14 protein-coding genes are annotated in these 15,734 nt (G+C 60.1%); 9 read left to right on the forward strand and 5 right to left on the reverse strand.

The genetic code is table 11. The features are described from left to right. Window positions 1–13: 13 nt before the first annotated feature. The 4 genes from HMPREF2975_RS02125 to HMPREF2975_RS02140 are packed head-to-tail and all read right to left on the reverse strand — an operon-like array spanning window position 14 to window position 6,200. Window positions 14–856, reverse strand: a complete 843-nt coding sequence (locus tag HMPREF2975_RS02125) for a carbohydrate ABC transporter permease (RefSeq protein WP_070725466.1) — start codon at window positions 854–856, stop codon at window positions 14–16. A gap of 1 nt (window position 857) precedes the next feature. Then, a complete protein-coding gene (locus tag HMPREF2975_RS02130; RefSeq protein ID WP_070725468.1) occupies window positions 858–1,790 on the reverse strand; it encodes a carbohydrate ABC transporter permease in 933 nt (310 codons plus the stop codon). Continuing rightward, window positions 1,787–3,160 carry an extracellular solute-binding protein gene (locus HMPREF2975_RS02135; RefSeq protein WP_070725470.1) on the reverse strand — a complete coding sequence of 458 codons (1,374 nt, stop codon included), beginning with the start codon at window positions 3,158–3,160 and terminating at the stop codon, window positions 1,787–1,789. Before HMPREF2975_RS02135 ends, HMPREF2975_RS02130 begins: the two co-directional genes overlap by 4 nt. A gap of 13 nt (window positions 3,161–3,173) precedes the next feature. After that, entirely contained in the window at window positions 3,174–6,200 is a 3,027-nt protein-coding gene (locus HMPREF2975_RS02140; RefSeq protein WP_070725472.1) for an alpha-mannosidase, read from the reverse strand. A 105-nt stretch (window positions 6,201–6,305) separates the two neighbouring features. Here HMPREF2975_RS02140 and HMPREF2975_RS02145 point away from each other — a divergent pair, with 105 nt between their 5' ends. The 3 genes from HMPREF2975_RS02145 (at window position 6,306) to HMPREF2975_RS02155 (ending at window position 9,758) form a co-directional block, all read left to right on the forward strand. Beyond that, window positions 6,306–7,682, forward strand: coding sequence for an MFS transporter (locus tag HMPREF2975_RS02145; protein WP_083314356.1), 1,377 nt, complete (start codon window positions 6,306–6,308; stop codon window positions 7,680–7,682). Further along, a complete protein-coding gene (locus HMPREF2975_RS02150; RefSeq protein WP_070725475.1) occupies window positions 7,679–8,374 on the forward strand; it encodes a ChbG/HpnK family deacetylase in 696 nt (231 codons plus the stop codon). Before HMPREF2975_RS02145 ends, HMPREF2975_RS02150 begins: the two co-directional genes overlap by 4 nt. 124 nt (window positions 8,375–8,498) lie before the next feature. Continuing rightward, entirely contained in the window at window positions 8,499–9,758 is a 1,260-nt protein-coding gene (locus HMPREF2975_RS02155; protein WP_141757251.1) for a hypothetical protein, read from the forward strand. A gap of 9 nt (window positions 9,759–9,767) precedes the next feature. Here the strand turns inward: HMPREF2975_RS02155 and HMPREF2975_RS02160 are convergent, their stop codons facing one another. Further along, entirely contained in the window at window positions 9,768–10,538 is a 771-nt protein-coding gene (locus HMPREF2975_RS02160) for an alpha/beta hydrolase (RefSeq protein ID WP_058237510.1), read from the reverse strand. Between the two features lie 100 nt (window positions 10,539–10,638). On the opposite strand from HMPREF2975_RS02160, the gene HMPREF2975_RS02165 reads away from it, so the two are divergent. From HMPREF2975_RS02165 to HMPREF2975_RS02190, 6 genes are all read left to right on the forward strand, one after another. Further along, a complete protein-coding gene (locus HMPREF2975_RS02165; protein ID WP_058237509.1) occupies window positions 10,639–10,923 on the forward strand; it encodes a YtxH domain-containing protein in 285 nt (94 codons plus the stop codon). A gap of 143 nt (window positions 10,924–11,066) precedes the next feature. Then, a complete protein-coding gene (locus HMPREF2975_RS02170) occupies window positions 11,067–12,107 on the forward strand; it encodes a VIT1/CCC1 transporter family protein (protein ID WP_083314357.1) in 1,041 nt (346 codons plus the stop codon). A 19-nt stretch (window positions 12,108–12,126) separates the two neighbouring features. Continuing rightward, window positions 12,127–12,882 carry a trimeric intracellular cation channel family protein gene (locus tag HMPREF2975_RS02175; RefSeq protein ID WP_070725480.1) on the forward strand — a complete coding sequence of 252 codons (756 nt, stop codon included), beginning with the start codon at window positions 12,127–12,129 and terminating at the stop codon, window positions 12,880–12,882. Then, window positions 12,882–13,523: an SOS response-associated peptidase gene (locus tag HMPREF2975_RS02180; protein ID WP_070725482.1), complete on the forward strand. Its 642-nt coding sequence runs from the start codon at window positions 12,882–12,884 to the stop codon at window positions 13,521–13,523. The genes HMPREF2975_RS02175 and HMPREF2975_RS02180 overlap by 1 nt, the downstream gene beginning before the upstream one ends. Window positions 13,524–13,557: 34 nt before the next feature. Next, window positions 13,558–15,012, forward strand: coding sequence for an amino acid permease (locus HMPREF2975_RS02185; RefSeq protein ID WP_227469126.1), 1,455 nt, complete (start codon window positions 13,558–13,560; stop codon window positions 15,010–15,012). 49 nt (window positions 15,013–15,061) lie between these two features. After that, window positions 15,062–15,724, forward strand: a complete 663-nt coding sequence (locus HMPREF2975_RS02190; protein WP_070725485.1) for an HNH endonuclease family protein — start codon at window positions 15,062–15,064, stop codon at window positions 15,722–15,724. Window positions 15,725–15,734 lie beyond the last annotated feature (10 nt).

Genomic DNA, 15,734 nt, shown 5'->3' on the forward strand with positions numbered 1-15,734 from the left:
CAGTCTATGTCGATTAGCCTTTGACTGCTCCAGCCATTGCGAATGAGCCGCCCGAGACTTTCTGGGAGATGGCATACAGTGCCAGCACGGGGGCTGCATACATCAGTGAGAATGCTGCAAGTTTCCCGTAGGCAACGGTGCCGTATGCTCCGAAAAAGTTGAAGATTGCGACGGCTGCGGGCTGCTTGGCTGAATCGAATATCAGCACGAAGGGAACGAAGAAGTTCCCCCATGTCATGGTGAACACGAAGATGAACACAACGACCAGTCCGGGACGCATGAGCGGCAGAACGATTCGCCACAACGTGCCCATCGCAGATGATCCGTCAACCCAGGCTGCCTCCTCCAGTGACACAGGCACAGCGTCCATGAAGTTCTTTAGCATCCACACGGCCATCGGCAGTGACGTTGCCGCCATGAACAAGATGATGGCACCGTGAGAATCCAGCAGATCCATCCGGACGAACAGTGAATACACCGGCACCATCATTGCGGTGATCGGCAGGCAGGTGCCGAACAGGATGGTGTACATGAGGGAGCGCTTGAATCGCGACTTGTAGCGTGACAGCGGGTATGCGGCAAGCGCTCCGGCGGCCACGGTCAGCAGTGCCGTGCCCAGTGACAGGATCATGGAATTGAGCAGCGGACGGAACGTGAGATCCCAGTCGGCTACTTCAGAAAAATGCTCCATTGTCACTGACGACGGGATGGAGAGTGACACTCCTGGAGATGGATGCACTGCGGACACCAGCAGCCAGGCCAGAGGCACCAGGAACGCGATGCTGACGACCAGCAGGGCGACCGACGCCCACAGTTTTGTTGAGGATTGTTTCGGTTGTGCAACAGAGGGCGCCATGTCAGTCCACCTCCGGTTTGAGGACCTTGATGTAGACCAGCGCAAACAGGGCACCGAGGATCAGGGTCACGGTGGCGATTGCGGTGCCGTATCCGACCTGGGAGAACTTGAATGCGCGCTGGAACGCCAGAACAGGAAGAGTTGATGACTGGGTCCCGGGCCCGCCACCTGTCATGACCCAGATCAGTGTGAAGACACCTAGAGTCTGCAACGTGGTGAGCAGAAGGTTGGTTGAAATCGATCCCTTGATAATCGGTATTGTCACGTGGATCAGTCTCTGCCATCCGCCTGCCCCGTCGATCATGGCGGCTTCCTGCACATCAGCTGGCACGTTCGAAAGAGCTGCCGCATACACCATCATGGAAAAAGCTGTTCCGCGCCAGATGTTGGCGATGATGACCGACAGCATCGGGAAGCCAATGAGCCACGAGGGGCCATGGAGGCCGATCATCTCCAGGAAGGAGTTGAGCATTCCGTCTTTCTGGAAGAATGCGTACAAGGCAAACGCGGCGACAATTTCAGGCAGAACCCACGCGATAATGACAATGGTGCCCACACATGTCGCCACCCATCTGGGGACGCGTCGCATCAGCAGTGCAAGCGACATGCCCAGGACGTTCTGGCCGATAACTGCGGAGGCAAGGACGAATACGACTGTCAGCAGCACTGACTTCCAGAATTCAGGCGCGCCCAGAAGAGCCTTGTAGTTATCCAGTCCCACGAACTGTGGCTCAGCCGCGCGAATTCCCGTCATGGCTTGGTTTGTCAGGGATCCGTACAGTGAATAGGCGATTGGTCCGGCCAGAAAAACTGCCATCAGCAGCAGTGCCGGTGCCAGCGCGCCGAACTCGGCGAGACGCCGGGCAGTCGATCGGGTTTGTCCCAACGATGCGCCTGCCCGGACAGTCTCACGTTCTAAATGACCAGTACTCATTGAGCTGCCTGTGTGTTTTCTTCTCCGACGATGCCGATCAATGTTTGGTCGTACTGCTCAGCAGCTTGCTCCGGAGTGGCTTCGCCGGTGACCATCGACTCGGTTGCCACTTGGATATTCGAAGAAATCTGGGAGTAGTCCGGTGTTGCCGGCCTGAAATGCGTGTACTGCACCAGACCGGAGAAGAACTCGAAAGACTCGTTGTAGTTCAAATACTCTGGGTCTTCCTGAACATCCCGGCGCACGGCAATTTGAGACTCGGTGGTGTCATAGAGCTTGGAGTTTTCCATATTTGTGGCGATGGAAATGAAGTCGAACGCTGCCTGCGGGTTGGCGGTCGACGCGCCGATGGACAAGAGCCATCCACCCGACATGGACGTGAATCCTGGTTTCTGACCATTCTGAGTCGGCATCTTCGCAAAGCCGATCTTATCGGCCCACTCGTCCCACTCTTGTTCGCCTTCGATCCAGCTTCCCGGTACCCACGAACCGTCCATGACGATACCAACCTTGCCTGCGGGTAGGAGCTCATGCGATGTCTTGTCTCCAACGGAAGATTCTAACGCAATATCGAGTGGCAATCCGAGTTCTTCGTCAGTCACTGTCTTATAGAATCCCAGAGCATCGCGGAATCCTTTCGACCCGGTGATCCATTTTTGGGACTCTTCGTCATACAGCGTGTCATCTGTGCCGTACAGCAGCATTTCAAAGCCCTGCATGGTTGATGCTTCACCAGCAGCTTTGCCGCCGTAAATCGCCAGCGGAATGGCGTCAGTTTTTTGTTTAATCGTCCTAGCCGCGTCAAGAATCTCATTCCAGTTCTTCGGCTGCCAGTCCTCGGGTAATCCGGCTTCTTTGAAGACGTCCTTGTGGAAGTAGAGTGCGCGTGTATCTGTTCCCAAGGAGACTCCATACGTCTTTCCGTCGGTTGCGACACCGGCCTGTTGCGCGGATTTGTCGAACTGATCCCAGTCCTCCCACTGATCGAGGAACTCATCCATCGGGTACAGGTACCCCGCTTCAGCGTCCGGCATGACCTGGAATGTGTCCTCATAGATGACATCAGGTGCGGTCGAAGGCGAGCCGTTCATCAACGCGAGCTTGGTGAAGTACTGATCTTGATCAGCCTCAATAGGCTGCATGTTGACAGTAATGCCCTCATGGGACGCTTCAAATTCGGTCTTCGCTTTTTCCAGCATGTTTTCAAGCTGGTGGAAGGCAGCAGTCTTCTGATACGCGATGGTCAGTGTGTTGGGATCGCCATTTCCAGCTGAACCACTTTGTCCAGATTGACTTCCACCGGAACATGCAGCCATCCCCAACAGCGCTGCACTGCACAGGATTGCGGTTGCCGCATACTTCTTTCTCATTTTCTACTCCTAGTTAGTTGCGATGCATACGAACTGTCACCAGTTCGAATGGCTTGAGATCAACGTCGAAGCCGCTTTCATCGGCGCGAAGGTCAGCCTCGTCCTCGCACTCGCGCTCCAGTCCATCCACCAGGTGAATTGACGCGAGGTGGGGAATATCGACACTGAATCGCGCCGTGGTGCGCCCGCCTCTTGTTTCATGGAAGCGAACGATCACGTCACCGGATTCGTCATCAGCCAGCTTGACTGCCTCAATCAGGGCATGCCCGCTGTCCAGTGTCACCAGTGCCGGCACGTCATGGTCGCCTCGCACTTCGCGCACCGGCAGGTTCATGCGCTGTCCTTGCGCGATCGCATCGTCAATCTCAGCTCCGACGGTCAGGGAGGTGCGCAGGACGTGGTGGCCCTGATCGGCATCCGGATCCGGAGCCATCGGCGCGCGCAGCAGTGACTCACCGATCTGTACGAACGGCCTGCCCTCGTCGCTGCGCATGCGTACGAACGAGTGCCCATAGGTGCGGTCGTTGGCCACGGCCACGCCGAAATCATCTTCTGCCACGCGCACCCACCGCAGTCCCACAGTTTCAAAGCGCGCGTGCTCCCACGACGTGTTCTCGTGAATGGGGCGCGTGATATGTCCGCACTGAATTTCGGATTGGGCGGTTGTGGTCAACACGTCCACCGGCAACTCCAGTTTGAGCATCCGCCGGCGCTCATGCCACTCGACTTCAGTCGTGAAATCAACCGTCGCAGAATCGGGCGCGATGCGCATCGTCTGAACGAACGTCGACGTGCCCCAGGACCGCTCACACGTCACGACGGCAGCACCGTCTTCTTCACGCACATCCAGAGCGTCCACCGAGTCAATCGGGTTCGGGTGGCGACGGTAATCACCGTCGATATTCCACGCATCCCAGTCCACCGGAATGTCGCGGTACGCGTTGAGTCTGCCGAGCACCTGTCCTGCCGGCACAACCTCACGATTACGGCGCGCATCCACCAACGAGTCAATCAAACCGTCCCGCGTGACATGTACGTTCAGCACGCCGTTCGAGATCTGCCAGCCGTCGTCGCCCTCGTCAATGGTGATGGACGAGGGAGCCTGCGCGCTGACATGTGCGATCACTCCGGCACCCACGCCACGCTGCTCGGCGGACGAGGCGTTCGCGGTGAGCGGGGTCTCACCGTTGCCGGCAACAATGCTGAGCGCGTCATTGATCAGGGTGTTGAGGCGCTCCATGAGGCGCTCGAAGGTTTCTTCAGCTTCGCGGTGGACCCACGCGATTGAGGATCCGGGCAGGATGTCATGGAATTGCAGCAGGAGGACTTCCTGCCAGATCTCGTGCAGCTCATCGTAGGGGTAGTCGGCACCGGTGCGCACCGCTGCCTGCGTCCACCAGTATTCGGCCTCGCGCAGCAGATGCTCGCAGCGTCGGTTCCCACGCTTGGTGCGCGCCTGCGAGGTGAGCACGCCGCGATGGTTCTCCAGGTACAGTTCGCCCACCCACGTCGGCGCATCGGGATATTCGGTCTGCGCGTCGGCAAAAAAGTCGGTCGGTGAGGCGATGCGCACGCGCGGGGAGCCTTCCAGGTCTTTTTGCCTGTGCGCGTTGGCCAGCATTTCCCTGGTCGGGCCGCCGCCACCGTCACCGTAGCCGAACGGCACCAGCGTCCTGGATGCTCCGCCGCTGTCGCGGAATGTGCTTTCAGCGTGATGCAGGTCGGTCGGGCTGAGCGTCGAGTTGTAGGTGTCAACGGGTGGAAAGTGCGTGAAGATACGCGACCCGTCGATTCCTTCCCACCACAGTGTGTGATGCGGGAACGTGTTCGTCTCATTCCACGACAGCTTCTGCGTGAGCATCCATTTCATACCCATGTGCCGTGCGATGGTCGGCAGTGCTGCCGAGTATCCGAAGGAGTCCGGCAGCCACACGTGTTCGGGCATGACGCCGAATTCGCGCTGGAAGAATCGCTGGCCTTCCAGGAACTGTCGAACCATTGCCTCCCCGCCGATCATGTACGGGTCGGATTCGATCCACTGGCCTCCGACGACTACCCACCTGCCTTCGGCAACGCGCTGACGCAGGCGCTCGAACACGTCAGGGTGCTCGTCACGCAGCCACTGATACTGCTGGGCTGAGGAGGCGGCGAACATGACGTCGGGGTCGACGTCCATCAGGTGCAGGACATTCGACCACGTGCGCGCTACTTTGCGTCGCGTCTCTCGCAGCGGCCACAGCCATGCCGAATCGATATGCGCATGTCCGATCGCGTATGCGGTGGTCGCTGACGCGGAGGCCGGAGCGCTCAAAACATCGCTGAGCATCTGCCTCGCCTCGTGTGCGCTGCCCGAAAGATCGTCATAGTCGAGGGCGTCCAACGCGCGGTCAAGTCCGCGGATGATCTGTTCGCGCCTGGGTGAGTCGACGACGGTCACGAGGTCGTTCAGCACGGTCAGGTCAGCCTGGAGTGCTTCAACCGTGGTGTCGATGGCGCGCAGTTCGCACGTAGTCATTGTGTAGATCGACTCTGTGCCGGCTGTTTCTTTCGAGCCCATCGTCGGTGGTGTCACCCAGTCACCTTCGATGACATTCGGGTTGGCGGCCGCTTCGATGTAGAGCTCGAATTCTTCACCGGGCGCTGCCTCGATCGGAATGTAACGGTTGAGTGGTTCGAGCGCCTTAATCATCGTGCCGTCTGGCCGATATGCTGCGCCTTCTGCCTGGAAACCGGGGCCGGCGTCGGAAAATCCCAGGTCAACGATGATTTCGTGGCGGCGCTGGTCGGATGCAGGGTCCCATTCCTGCGGTACGCGCCCGCTGACGTGGAACCATGTCGTGCCCCAGGGGTGCGACCATGCGTAGGGCAGGCTGATGTCGGAGTATTCCTGTGTGACTGCCTCGTCGAAGGGGACGGGTTCGTCGGGCACTTCCCATGCGGTAAGGGTCAGATCTGCTCGTTCGATCGTGACACCCGGGGTGAGCCAGTCGCGCAGTACGCGTGACACCTGGCGGCGGGTGCGTGAACTTTCATCGAACATGAGGCTCCTTTGGCTCGAATTGTGATGTGTTCCTCTCTATTATCCATCATTATTGATGTATTTGAAGAGGGAATGGATCATGAATCATCCTCAAACGTAAAATGTATGCATAATGAGGCGTGCTACGATGCTGCTGTGACCGCCATCTCACCTGAGCGTCGACAGACGCCGCCGTGGCGTTTCGCCATCGGCATGTTTGGCACATCGATTCCGATCAATGTCATCAAAGGGTCGATGCTGTATTTCTACGTGTCGGTCCTCGGTATGGATGCTGCCATCTACGCCGCCGTCTACACGGTCTACGGGATTATTGACGCCATCGATAACCCGATCTTCGGCTATTTCTCCGACCGCACGCGCTCCCGTTGGGGCAGGCGCCGTCCCTACCTCATCGTCGGCGCACTGGTGCTGCTGATCGGCATGATCGCACTGTTCTGGGTGCCTGACGCCGTCGTCGCGGCGAAGACAACATCGCTGGTCGCCTGGTTCGCCACGTTCGCCATCTTGTCCGAAGCGGCCGATTCCATGATCAACGCGGCCTACGGGTCGCTGCTGCCGGAACTGTTCCCGCAGGAAAAGCGACGCGCCCTCGCCAATTCGCTGCGACAGGGATTCCAGTTGGTCGCCATGATCTTCTCCCTCGGCCTTACCCCACTGCTGGCCCGCAACATCCTGGGATGTGACGTCAGGGATGCAGCGTGTGCTGATCCGACCGTGGGATACGAGCGCCTCGCCGTCATCTACGGTGTTATCGCCGCTGCAGTCATCATCTTCATGGCGCTGGGGATCCACGAACGCCACGGCGACGTCGAAGAAAAACGCCCGACGTTCCTGCGATCCATCCGCGACATCGTCACCAACCGCTACTTCTGGACGATCGGCGTGGTCTCAGCACTGTATGGCGCGTCGATGGCGATGCTCATGGGTGGTCTGCAGTTCTACGTGGACTACGCGCTGGGTGGCGGCGCGTTGGAAGCCACCATCATGCAAGGTGTCGTCATCTTCACGTCACTGGGATCACTCGCCATCTGGACCTCGATCGTGCGCAGACGCGGCGCGGCGTGGACATGGCGCCTGGCCCTGCCGGTATGCGCACTGACCTTTGTGCCACTGTTCTTTGCCCACAACCTCATCACCGGCATCCTGTGCGGAATCTGCGTGGCGTTCGGCTGGTCCGGTATGCTCGCCACCAACGACCTGATCTTCGCCCGCGTTCTTGACGAGGATGCCCGCAAGACTGGCATCCATCGCGAAGGGATCTTCCTGTCGGCATTCGGCGTGCTCGGCCGTCTCAATGCGATCCCGACCTCCATTGCGTTGCTGTCGCTGGGCTGGTTCTTCGGATATCGTTCCGGGGAGGTGCCCGGCCCTGACCCGGCGATGGCGTGGCGCGTCTACATGGCCATCTATCCGCTGGTAATCATGCTGATCGGCACGCTGATCTCGCGCTTCATTCGCCTTCCGGAAGCCGACGAAGCATGAGTGCCGAGCGTCGCATCGTCATTACCGCTGATGACTTTGGCATGAACCCCGCGTCCTCGCGCATCGTGTGCGACCTTGTCGCCAGCGGCCGTGTCAGTGCCGTGACCGCCCTCGCCAATTCTGACGACCTGCCCGCGCAGCTGAACATGCTGCGAGACGCCGGACTGAGCAGCGTCGGCCTGCATCACGAAGCAACCGGAGGTGAGATCGCCGATGAGCTGCGCGAACAGCATTCGCGCTTGACTGACTGCGGGATGGACGTCATACGGCTTGATTCGCATTGCGGCGCACTGTATACGCCCGAGGCGCTCCCCGCCGCGCTCGAATTCTGCACCCACTTTTCGTTGGCTTTCCGCATGCCGCGCACCTTCCCCACACAGTTTTTTGCCGAGGGCGACTCGCCCATGCGTGCCCTTCATGCGCAAGCCGTGGCAGCAGCAGACCGCCTGGGAGTGGCTCTGCCGGACGTGATGCTCACCAATACGACGCCGTATCAAGACCTCGCCAGCTACGAGCAGCTGCGGGACAGTTATATTGCGATGCTGGATGATGTGCCTGTCGGAGTCAGTGAAGTGTTTGTGCATCCCGGTGTTGATGATGCCAAGCGGCAGTGGGAGGCGCGGCTCGTCGTTGACTCACAATGGCTGGAAGCACTGGAGGAGCGCGATATTCGCGTGGTCGATCGCTGGTAGCTGGTAACGGGTAGTGGTGGGGTCGTGACGCCGGTCGACAATGTGACGTACATCACTTAAATCAGGATGGTTGTTGGCTGTGTGTGGAACGCAGATGCCAGTGGGTGCTGCCACAATAGAACACATGTTCGACGAAGTAAGTGTTCTGCAGCTCGCGCAGGACGATGCCATAGCTCGCATCGATGCCCTGCGTGAGGCGGATACGCGCTGGAAACAGGCCGAAGCTGATCGTGCCCGCCTTGTCGTCGACGCTGTCCTGGCTGTCAGCCGCGCAGCTCCTGCAGATGAAGAGCGTGTCATTCGCAGTGGCGCGGGTACACCCCTGATTGCCGAGTTCGCTCACCTGGAGGTGGCAGCTGCTCTGGGGTGCTCCCCGCACGTGGCGCTGAACCTTATTTCAGACCTGCTTGACCTGCGTTTCCGCATGCCGCGCCTGTGGCAGCGCATACTGGATCTGGACGTGCCCGTGTGGAAAGCGCGCGCTATCACGATGCGCACCACCAGTTTGTCGCTGGACGTGTGCAAGGAAGTTGATCGCCGAATCGGTGACATCGGCACGTGGAGCAAAGAGCGCACCATCCGGCACATCAACGAGCTGATTGCCGAGGTTGACACCGAACGCATCGAACGATGCTTCGACTTGAAGAAGTCGCACCGCCGAGTCGCCTTCGACCGTGAGAGCTCGACGGATCTGGTGTATCTCGATGCCACCTTGAGCGTGACCGACGCGCAGCTTCTGGAAGGAACGGTCAACGCTTTGGCGCGCACGCTCGTGAGCGAACACCCCGACGAATCTCTGGACGAGCGCAAGTCCCGCGCCCTGGGAATTCTGGCGACGCCCGCCTATGCGCTTGCGCGCCTGGAAGGCGCCACTGGTAAGGCGCTTGATCGCACCCGCCCGCCTGCCACGCTTCACCTGCATATCAACGCTGCGTCGCCGCGACTGGTACACGGTGACAGGTGCGGCACGATCCCGGCGCAGGCTCTTTCCGACCTGCTGGCTCACTGCCACGTCACAGTGCGTCCCGTCCTTGACCTCAACAGCAACCGTGCGGTCGACCGACATGACCCACCGCCCTTGATGCGCCATGCGATGCATATTCGCGAGCCCGTCGAAGTCTTCCCGTACTCCACGATGCGCTCCTCGGCATGCGACCTTGACCATACCGTTCCGTATGATCCGCACGGACCACAGGGCCAGACCCACCTCGGCAATCTCGGTCCGCTCTCACGTACCGTGCACCGCGCCAAGACGCATTCACGCTGGCACCTGACTCAGCACCGACCGGGAATATACGAGTGGACATCTCCGCTGGGGTACCGCTACAGCGTCACCCACGGCAAGAGTCGATACCGCGGACACCGCCGACCTCAGCGCGAATAGGCCTGCCGACTATCGACGAATCGGAACGTGCGTGCGTGACCACTCAAGCGACAGATCCACAAGCGTTTGAGCATCTTCACCTGCGCCGAAATGCGAGCCGTGAATGACCTGGACGGAACTTCCCAGCGGCAGCTCCGGCATGACTTCCTCAGTCATTTCCACCAGGCCGATCTCCTCATCGTCGGCATCGTGAATGATCAGAACCGGCATGGTCAGGTGATCCACTGTCGCTTTCGTGTCGACCAGCGACAGATCCACCAGAGTCTGCCTGGAAATCGTGAAGTTCTGGCGAGGGCCGGGTGAATCGTCAGGGATGGTTGTAACGCCGTGACGCTCCAGTTCATCAAGCTGCTCGGAAGAAAAAATAGCCTGCCAGTCATACGACACGGGACCCAGTACCGCCCCGGACAGCACCATAGTTGTCGCTGCAGGTGGAGCAGCGTTCATGGCGACGGTGGCGCCGTAGGAGTGCGCGTGGATCAGTTGGCGATGGAAACCCTGGTCAGCCAGCCAGCCTGATGCGGCACGCAGATCCTCCGCGTGAGAGTCAAGAGTGATGATGTCATCGTCAGACAGCCCATGTCCCGAATAGTCAAATGCCAGCGTCGCATACCCCGCCGTGCGGTAGTGCCCGGCGAGGCGATCGAAGTGCCCGCCGGAGTGACGATCGGACAGGAACGAGTGAGAAAACAGCACGGCACAGTCAGTGCTGTCCACAGGGTTGACGAACGAACCCGACAGGCTGAGCCCGCGGGGTGTTTCAATCAAGACCTCACTCATACCTTCCAACCTAGCTATTTTTGTCAGTTCTGTGGCAAAAGCGTGAGACAATTCGCCATAAGGAAAATACACTGGGTGTCGACGCGAGAGGAGATCGTCAATGGGAATGAAAATTGGACTCGCCCTCGGCCTGGGAGTGGGGTACGTCCTCGGAACACGAGCCGGACGTGAACGCTACGAGAAAATCAAAGCCGCAGCGCACAAGCTTCGTGAACAGCCCTTCGTGTCGCGTCCCCTCGACAATGCCGGCCAGCGGGTATCCGAAGCGGTGCGCACCGGCGGCGAACGTGTAACCGACAAAGTTGCCGATGCTGTGAAGGAACGCCTTTTCGGCACACCGACCAGCACCTACGAATATGTCGACGTCGAGGTGGAAGAAGAATAATTCCGGACGCCCGAACGTCCTCTTTCGACGACGCTCGTGGACAACGCGGCGGTGGGAGTGCCACTGTAGTCACCGTGACGTCTGAACACACTCCGACCCGCGAACAGATACGCCGGTGGCGCAGGTACCTGGCTGAAGAGCGCATGGAACAGGCGACCTACCGCCATCTCGCCGCTCGCCGAAAAGACGGCGACAGCCAGGTGCTGAACGCACTGGCAGACGCGGAAGAACGTCACGAAAAACACTGGCTCGACCTGCTTGGCCCTCATGCCTACCCTGAACCCAGGCCTTCGTTTCGCGCCCGGGCACGCGCATTCCTCGCACGCATGTTCGGAACAATCTTCGTTCTCGCGATGGCTCAACGATCCGAACAACGCACGGCGTACGACCGGGACGACGACGCGACCGCGCAGATGGCAGCCGACGAACACATCCACGGCGAAGTGATCCGAGGCCTGACCGCACGATCGCGCCAGTCTCTGGCCGGCACGTTCCGCGCGGCAGTGTTCGGTGCCAACGACGGCCTCGTGTCCAATCTGGCGTTGATCCTGGGCATTGCGGCAACCGGCGTGAGCTCCAGGATTGTCCTCGTCACCGGCATCTCCGGCCTGCTCGCCGGTGCCCTGTCAATGGCAGCAGGGGAATGGGTCAGCGTGTCCAGTCAGCGTGAACTGCTCGACGCATCCCGGCCCGACTCGCAGGCCCACCAGTCAGTGCCCGCCCTCGACGTGGATGCGAACGAACTGGCGCTGGTGTTCCGTGCTCGCGGCGAAACGCCTGAAGATGCAGCCGAACACGCGCACCGCGTCTTCCAGCAACTCGCCGCCCATCCATCAGGTCAATCCGGACCGATCGCTGTGCGCACAGCGCTGAGTGGCAACGATTCTGGCGGTGCCGGTGAAGAAGTGGGGACGCCGTGGCGCGCCGCAATCAGCTCCTTCATCTTCTTTGCCGCTGGCGCGTTCATCCCGCTGATTCCGTATATTTTCGCAGCCGATGGCCTGCTCGCTGTCATTATTGCCGCCGCGCTGGTGGGAATTGCGCTGCTGATGACCGGCGGAATGGTGGGCGTGCTTTCAGGTCAGGACCCCATGCCTCGCGCATTCAGACAGTTGGCAATCGGATTTGGAGCAGCCGCCGTGACATACGCTCTGGGCTGGTTGTTCGGTACAACAGCACTTTAAAATCGACGATGTGACTTCTGTGCTCCATTCGCTCAACGATGCGCTTCCCGACATTTTTCGCGCCATCGACCTGATCGGCGTGGTGCTCAACGGCGTTCTGGGTGGCCGCCTGGCACGCATGAAAAGGTTCGACATCGTCGGATTCGGCGTCCTCGCCGTGATGTCTGCGCTGGCCGGCGGTATTCTGCGTGACGTCATGCTGCAGGTTGGCCCGCCGGCAGCACTCACCGATCCGTTCTACCTGGCAGCGGCGCTGGTCGGAGCCATCATCGCCTACATGTTCACGTTTGATTCACGGCGCTGGCAGATCGCCCTCGCCTTTGCTGACGGGACGGTACTGGGCTGCTGGGCAGCAACCGGAGCCGCGAAAACACTCGAAGCAGGGTTCGGCATCATGCCGGCACTGATCCTCGGGATGACCACCGCAATCGGCGGCGGCATGATCCGGGACATCGCAGCGGGAAACACGCCGATGGTGTTCGGAGGAAACAACCTGTACGCCACGCCTGCACTGGTGTCCTCCGCGATCATGGTGGCCTTCTGGAACTGGCACCTCGACACCATCGGAATGGCGACCGCAATCATAGTCGGGTCAGCATTCACATTCCTTGCTTTCCAGCGCTCCTGGCAGCTGCCGCGCAACTCGGAATGGTCACTTGCACACCTGTGGGGCCGTAACCGCGTGGAAACCGCCGCTGTGACCGCTGAAGCTGCAGCTCAGGCAGCGACCGACGCGCTCAACCAGATCCGTGAAGAACTCGATAAGGAGCAATAATGTGCGGACGGTTCGTCCTGTTCGGTAACGACGACGACATGCAGGACCTCTTCGAACTCGACCAGCTGCTGGGGCTTACCGTTCCGTCCTACAACATTGCGCCCACTCAGCCAATCCGCGTCATCATGGAGCACTACGCCGACCGCCTTGTCCGCGTGATGACCGATGCGACATGGGGGCTTGTGCCAAGTTGGGCCAAACCCGGTTTTCGCCCCATGATCAACGCACGTGCTGAAACAGTCACGGAAAAACCTTCCTTCCGCGGGCCCGTCCGGCACCACCGCTGCCTCGTTCCCGCGAACGGATACTACGAATGGCAAGGCAAGCAGCCCTGGTTTCTGTCCGCCGACGAGGGCGACCCCCTCATGGCCTTTGCAGGCATCTGTGACAGCTGGACATGCGCGATCCTGACACGCAGCGCGCCGGACGCCCTCGGCACTATTCATGACCGCACGCCGCTGATCGTGCCCAAGGAATTGTGGGGCGCGTGGCTCGACCCGCACCTAGACCGTCCGGATGAGGTGCGCTCACTGATTGGCGCTGTTCCCGAGCCGCACCTGTTGCCGCGCCGCGTGGGCCGGGAAGTCGGGTCGGTGAAGAATAACGACCCGTCGCTGATCTCACCACTTGAGCGCGCATGACAGCGCACGAACGGAAAGTGTGAGAATCATGACTATGACTGAAACCAGAAAACCGCGCCGGTTCAAAACGCGCCACCTGTCAATGATTGCTCTTGGCTCAGCGATCGGTGCTGGGTTCTTTCTGGGGACCGGGCAGGCCATCGCATCGGCCGGACCGGCCGTTCTTGTGTCGTACCTGATTGCAGCGCTCATCGCGATCACTGTGATGTACTCGCTGGCGGAACTGTCCGCCGCGCTGCCGTCGACCGGGTCGTTCTCCACATATGCTGAAGCCGGCATCGGACGGTGGGCCGGGTTCACGGTCGGCTGGATGTACTGGTTCATGCTGATCATGGTGCTCGGCATGGAAATCACCGGTGCCGCACAGATCTTCGTGCAGTGGTTCCCGGCAGTGCCGCAGTGGGTCGTCGCCCTCGTCATTGTGGTGGTGTTGGGCGGCGTGAACCTGCTGGCAGCCGGTGACTTCGGTGAGGTCGAAGCGTGGCTGGCCGGAATCAAAGTCGCAGCCATCATTATGTTCCTGCTGATCGGCGTCGGTTTGCTGATCGGCTTCATTCCCGGCAAGACCGCCCCGGTGATGGAAACCGTCCTTGGCAACGGTGGGTTCGCACCGTTGGGCATGGCGGGCATCGCAACCGGCCTGCTCGCCATCATCACATCGTTCGGCGGCATTGAAATCGTGACGATTGCGGCTGCCGAAGCGGAAGACCCTCAGCGCGCCATGAGCAAGGCGATTCGCTCAGTACTGTGGCGCATCCTGGTGTTCTACGTCGGATCAGTGATTCTGCTGATCTGCCTGCTGCCGTGGAACTCGCCTGACATGGTGCTCAACCCGTTCGCAACGGTGCTGAACATGGCGGGTATCCCAGCTGTCGGCCGCATCATGGAAATCATCGTGTTCGTGGCCCTCGTCAGCGCTTTCTCAGCCAACGTCTACTCGTCGTCGCGCATGGCCTACTCACTGTGTGCCCGAGGTATGGGCTCACCGTGGCTGCTGGGCGGGTCGGCAACCGCATCGGATTCGCCGGACGCCCTCGCCCATGTCGTGACCGGCGATTCGAAACGTGATCTTGAGGCTGTCATGGCGGAAGAAACTGCAGTCGGTGATATTGCACGAGGGCGAACCCCGCGCCGAGCCGTCAGCCTGTCAGTCATCCTCGCCCTGGTGTCAGTCGGTCTGAACTGGTGGTTGCCGGAAGCGATCCTGGGGATCCTGATCAACGCGATCGGCATGGTGCTGCTCATTGCGTGGGTCTTCATCATCATTTCGCAGATTCGTCTGCGTCCGCTTCTGCGCGAAAATCATGATCTGCCGATCCGCATGCCCGGCTGGCCGTGGACGGGGTATCTGGCTCTGGCTGGCCTGGCTGTGATGGGTGTGCTGATGGCTCTGAGCCCCTCTGCGCGCCCGCAGTTAATCTCGATGCTCGGCTTGATGCTGATCATCATGGGGATCTACTGGATCCGCGAAAAGCTGGCGCGGCGCTAGCCCTGTGGATAAGTCGGGCAGATGCCGACGTGATGCTCATAATGAGTAGGTGCGTGGGCGAATCAGCATCGGCGATTTCATCATCGCGCTGGCAGTCATTGTGCTGCTGGCGTGGGTGTTGTGGCTGTTCATACCCGCCCCACGAGTCGAAGCTCCCGCCGGTCCCGCCGGTGACCAGCTGCGCGCACTGATCGTACGCAGTGACGAGGGCGCCCCTGACTACAACCGGGACCAGTTTGGTCAGAAGTGGGCCGATGAGGACCACAACGGGTGCGACACTCGTAACGACATTCTGGCCCGTGACCTCGCGCGACCCACATTTAAGCCGCATACCCGAGACTGTGTGGTGCTCAGTGGAACGCTGGCGGAGCCCTACACGGGCAAGGTCATCGAATTCCAGCGCGGCCAGGACACGTCGACACTGGTGCAGATCGATCATGTCGTGGCGCTTGCCGACGCATGGAGATCGGGAGCCTGGCAATGGGACACAGCCCGCAGGCAGGCCTTCGCCAACGACCCGGACAACCTGCTGGCAGTTGACGGACAGGCCAACCAGGACAAGGTGGCTGCTTCAGCTGATCAGTGGCTGCCACCTGACCGCAGTTTCCGCTGCGAATACGTGACGCGGCAGATCGCGGTGAAAGCCAAGTGGAAACTCACGGTGACCAGAGCGGAACACGATGCAATGGCACATGCGCTCGCACACTGTTAGCCAGTATTGT

Origin of the sequence: Actinomyces sp. HMSC065F12, from assembly GCF_001814535.1 — a bacterium.
Classification (GTDB): domain Bacteria; phylum Actinomycetota; class Actinomycetes; order Actinomycetales; family Actinomycetaceae; genus Pauljensenia; species Pauljensenia radingae_A.

What these genes read in the sequence shown, in the direction of transcription:
- HMPREF2975_RS02125 (WP_070725466.1), bottom strand. Translation starts at nt 856, where the DNA reads ATGGCGCCCTCTGTTGCACAACCGAAACAATCCTCAACAAAACTGTGG.
- HMPREF2975_RS02130 (WP_070725468.1), bottom strand. Translation starts at nt 1,790, where the DNA reads ATGAGTACTGGTCATTTAGAACGTGAGACTGTCCGGGCAGGCGCATCG.
- HMPREF2975_RS02135 (WP_070725470.1), bottom strand. Translation starts at nt 3,160, where the DNA reads ATGAGAAAGAAGTATGCGGCAACCGCAATCCTGTGCAGTGCAGCGCTG.
- HMPREF2975_RS02140 (WP_070725472.1), bottom strand. Translation starts at nt 6,200, where the DNA reads ATGTTCGATGAAAGTTCACGCACCCGCCGCCAGGTGTCACGCGTACTG.
- HMPREF2975_RS02145 (WP_083314356.1), top strand. Translation starts at nt 6,306, where the DNA reads ATGCATAATGAGGCGTGCTACGATGCTGCTGTGACCGCCATCTCACCT.
- HMPREF2975_RS02150 (WP_070725475.1), top strand. Translation starts at nt 7,679, where the DNA reads ATGAGTGCCGAGCGTCGCATCGTCATTACCGCTGATGACTTTGGCATG.
- HMPREF2975_RS02155 (WP_141757251.1), top strand. Translation starts at nt 8,499, where the DNA reads ATGTTCGACGAAGTAAGTGTTCTGCAGCTCGCGCAGGACGATGCCATA.
- HMPREF2975_RS02160 (WP_058237510.1), bottom strand. Translation starts at nt 10,538, where the DNA reads ATGAGTGAGGTCTTGATTGAAACACCCCGCGGGCTCAGCCTGTCGGGT.
- HMPREF2975_RS02165 (WP_058237509.1), top strand. Translation starts at nt 10,639, where the DNA reads ATGGGAATGAAAATTGGACTCGCCCTCGGCCTGGGAGTGGGGTACGTC.
- HMPREF2975_RS02170 (WP_083314357.1), top strand. Translation starts at nt 11,067, where the DNA reads ATGGAACAGGCGACCTACCGCCATCTCGCCGCTCGCCGAAAAGACGGC.
- HMPREF2975_RS02180 (WP_070725482.1), top strand. Translation starts at nt 12,882, where the DNA reads ATGTGCGGACGGTTCGTCCTGTTCGGTAACGACGACGACATGCAGGAC.
- HMPREF2975_RS02185 (WP_227469126.1), top strand. Translation starts at nt 13,558, where the DNA reads ATGACTGAAACCAGAAAACCGCGCCGGTTCAAAACGCGCCACCTGTCA.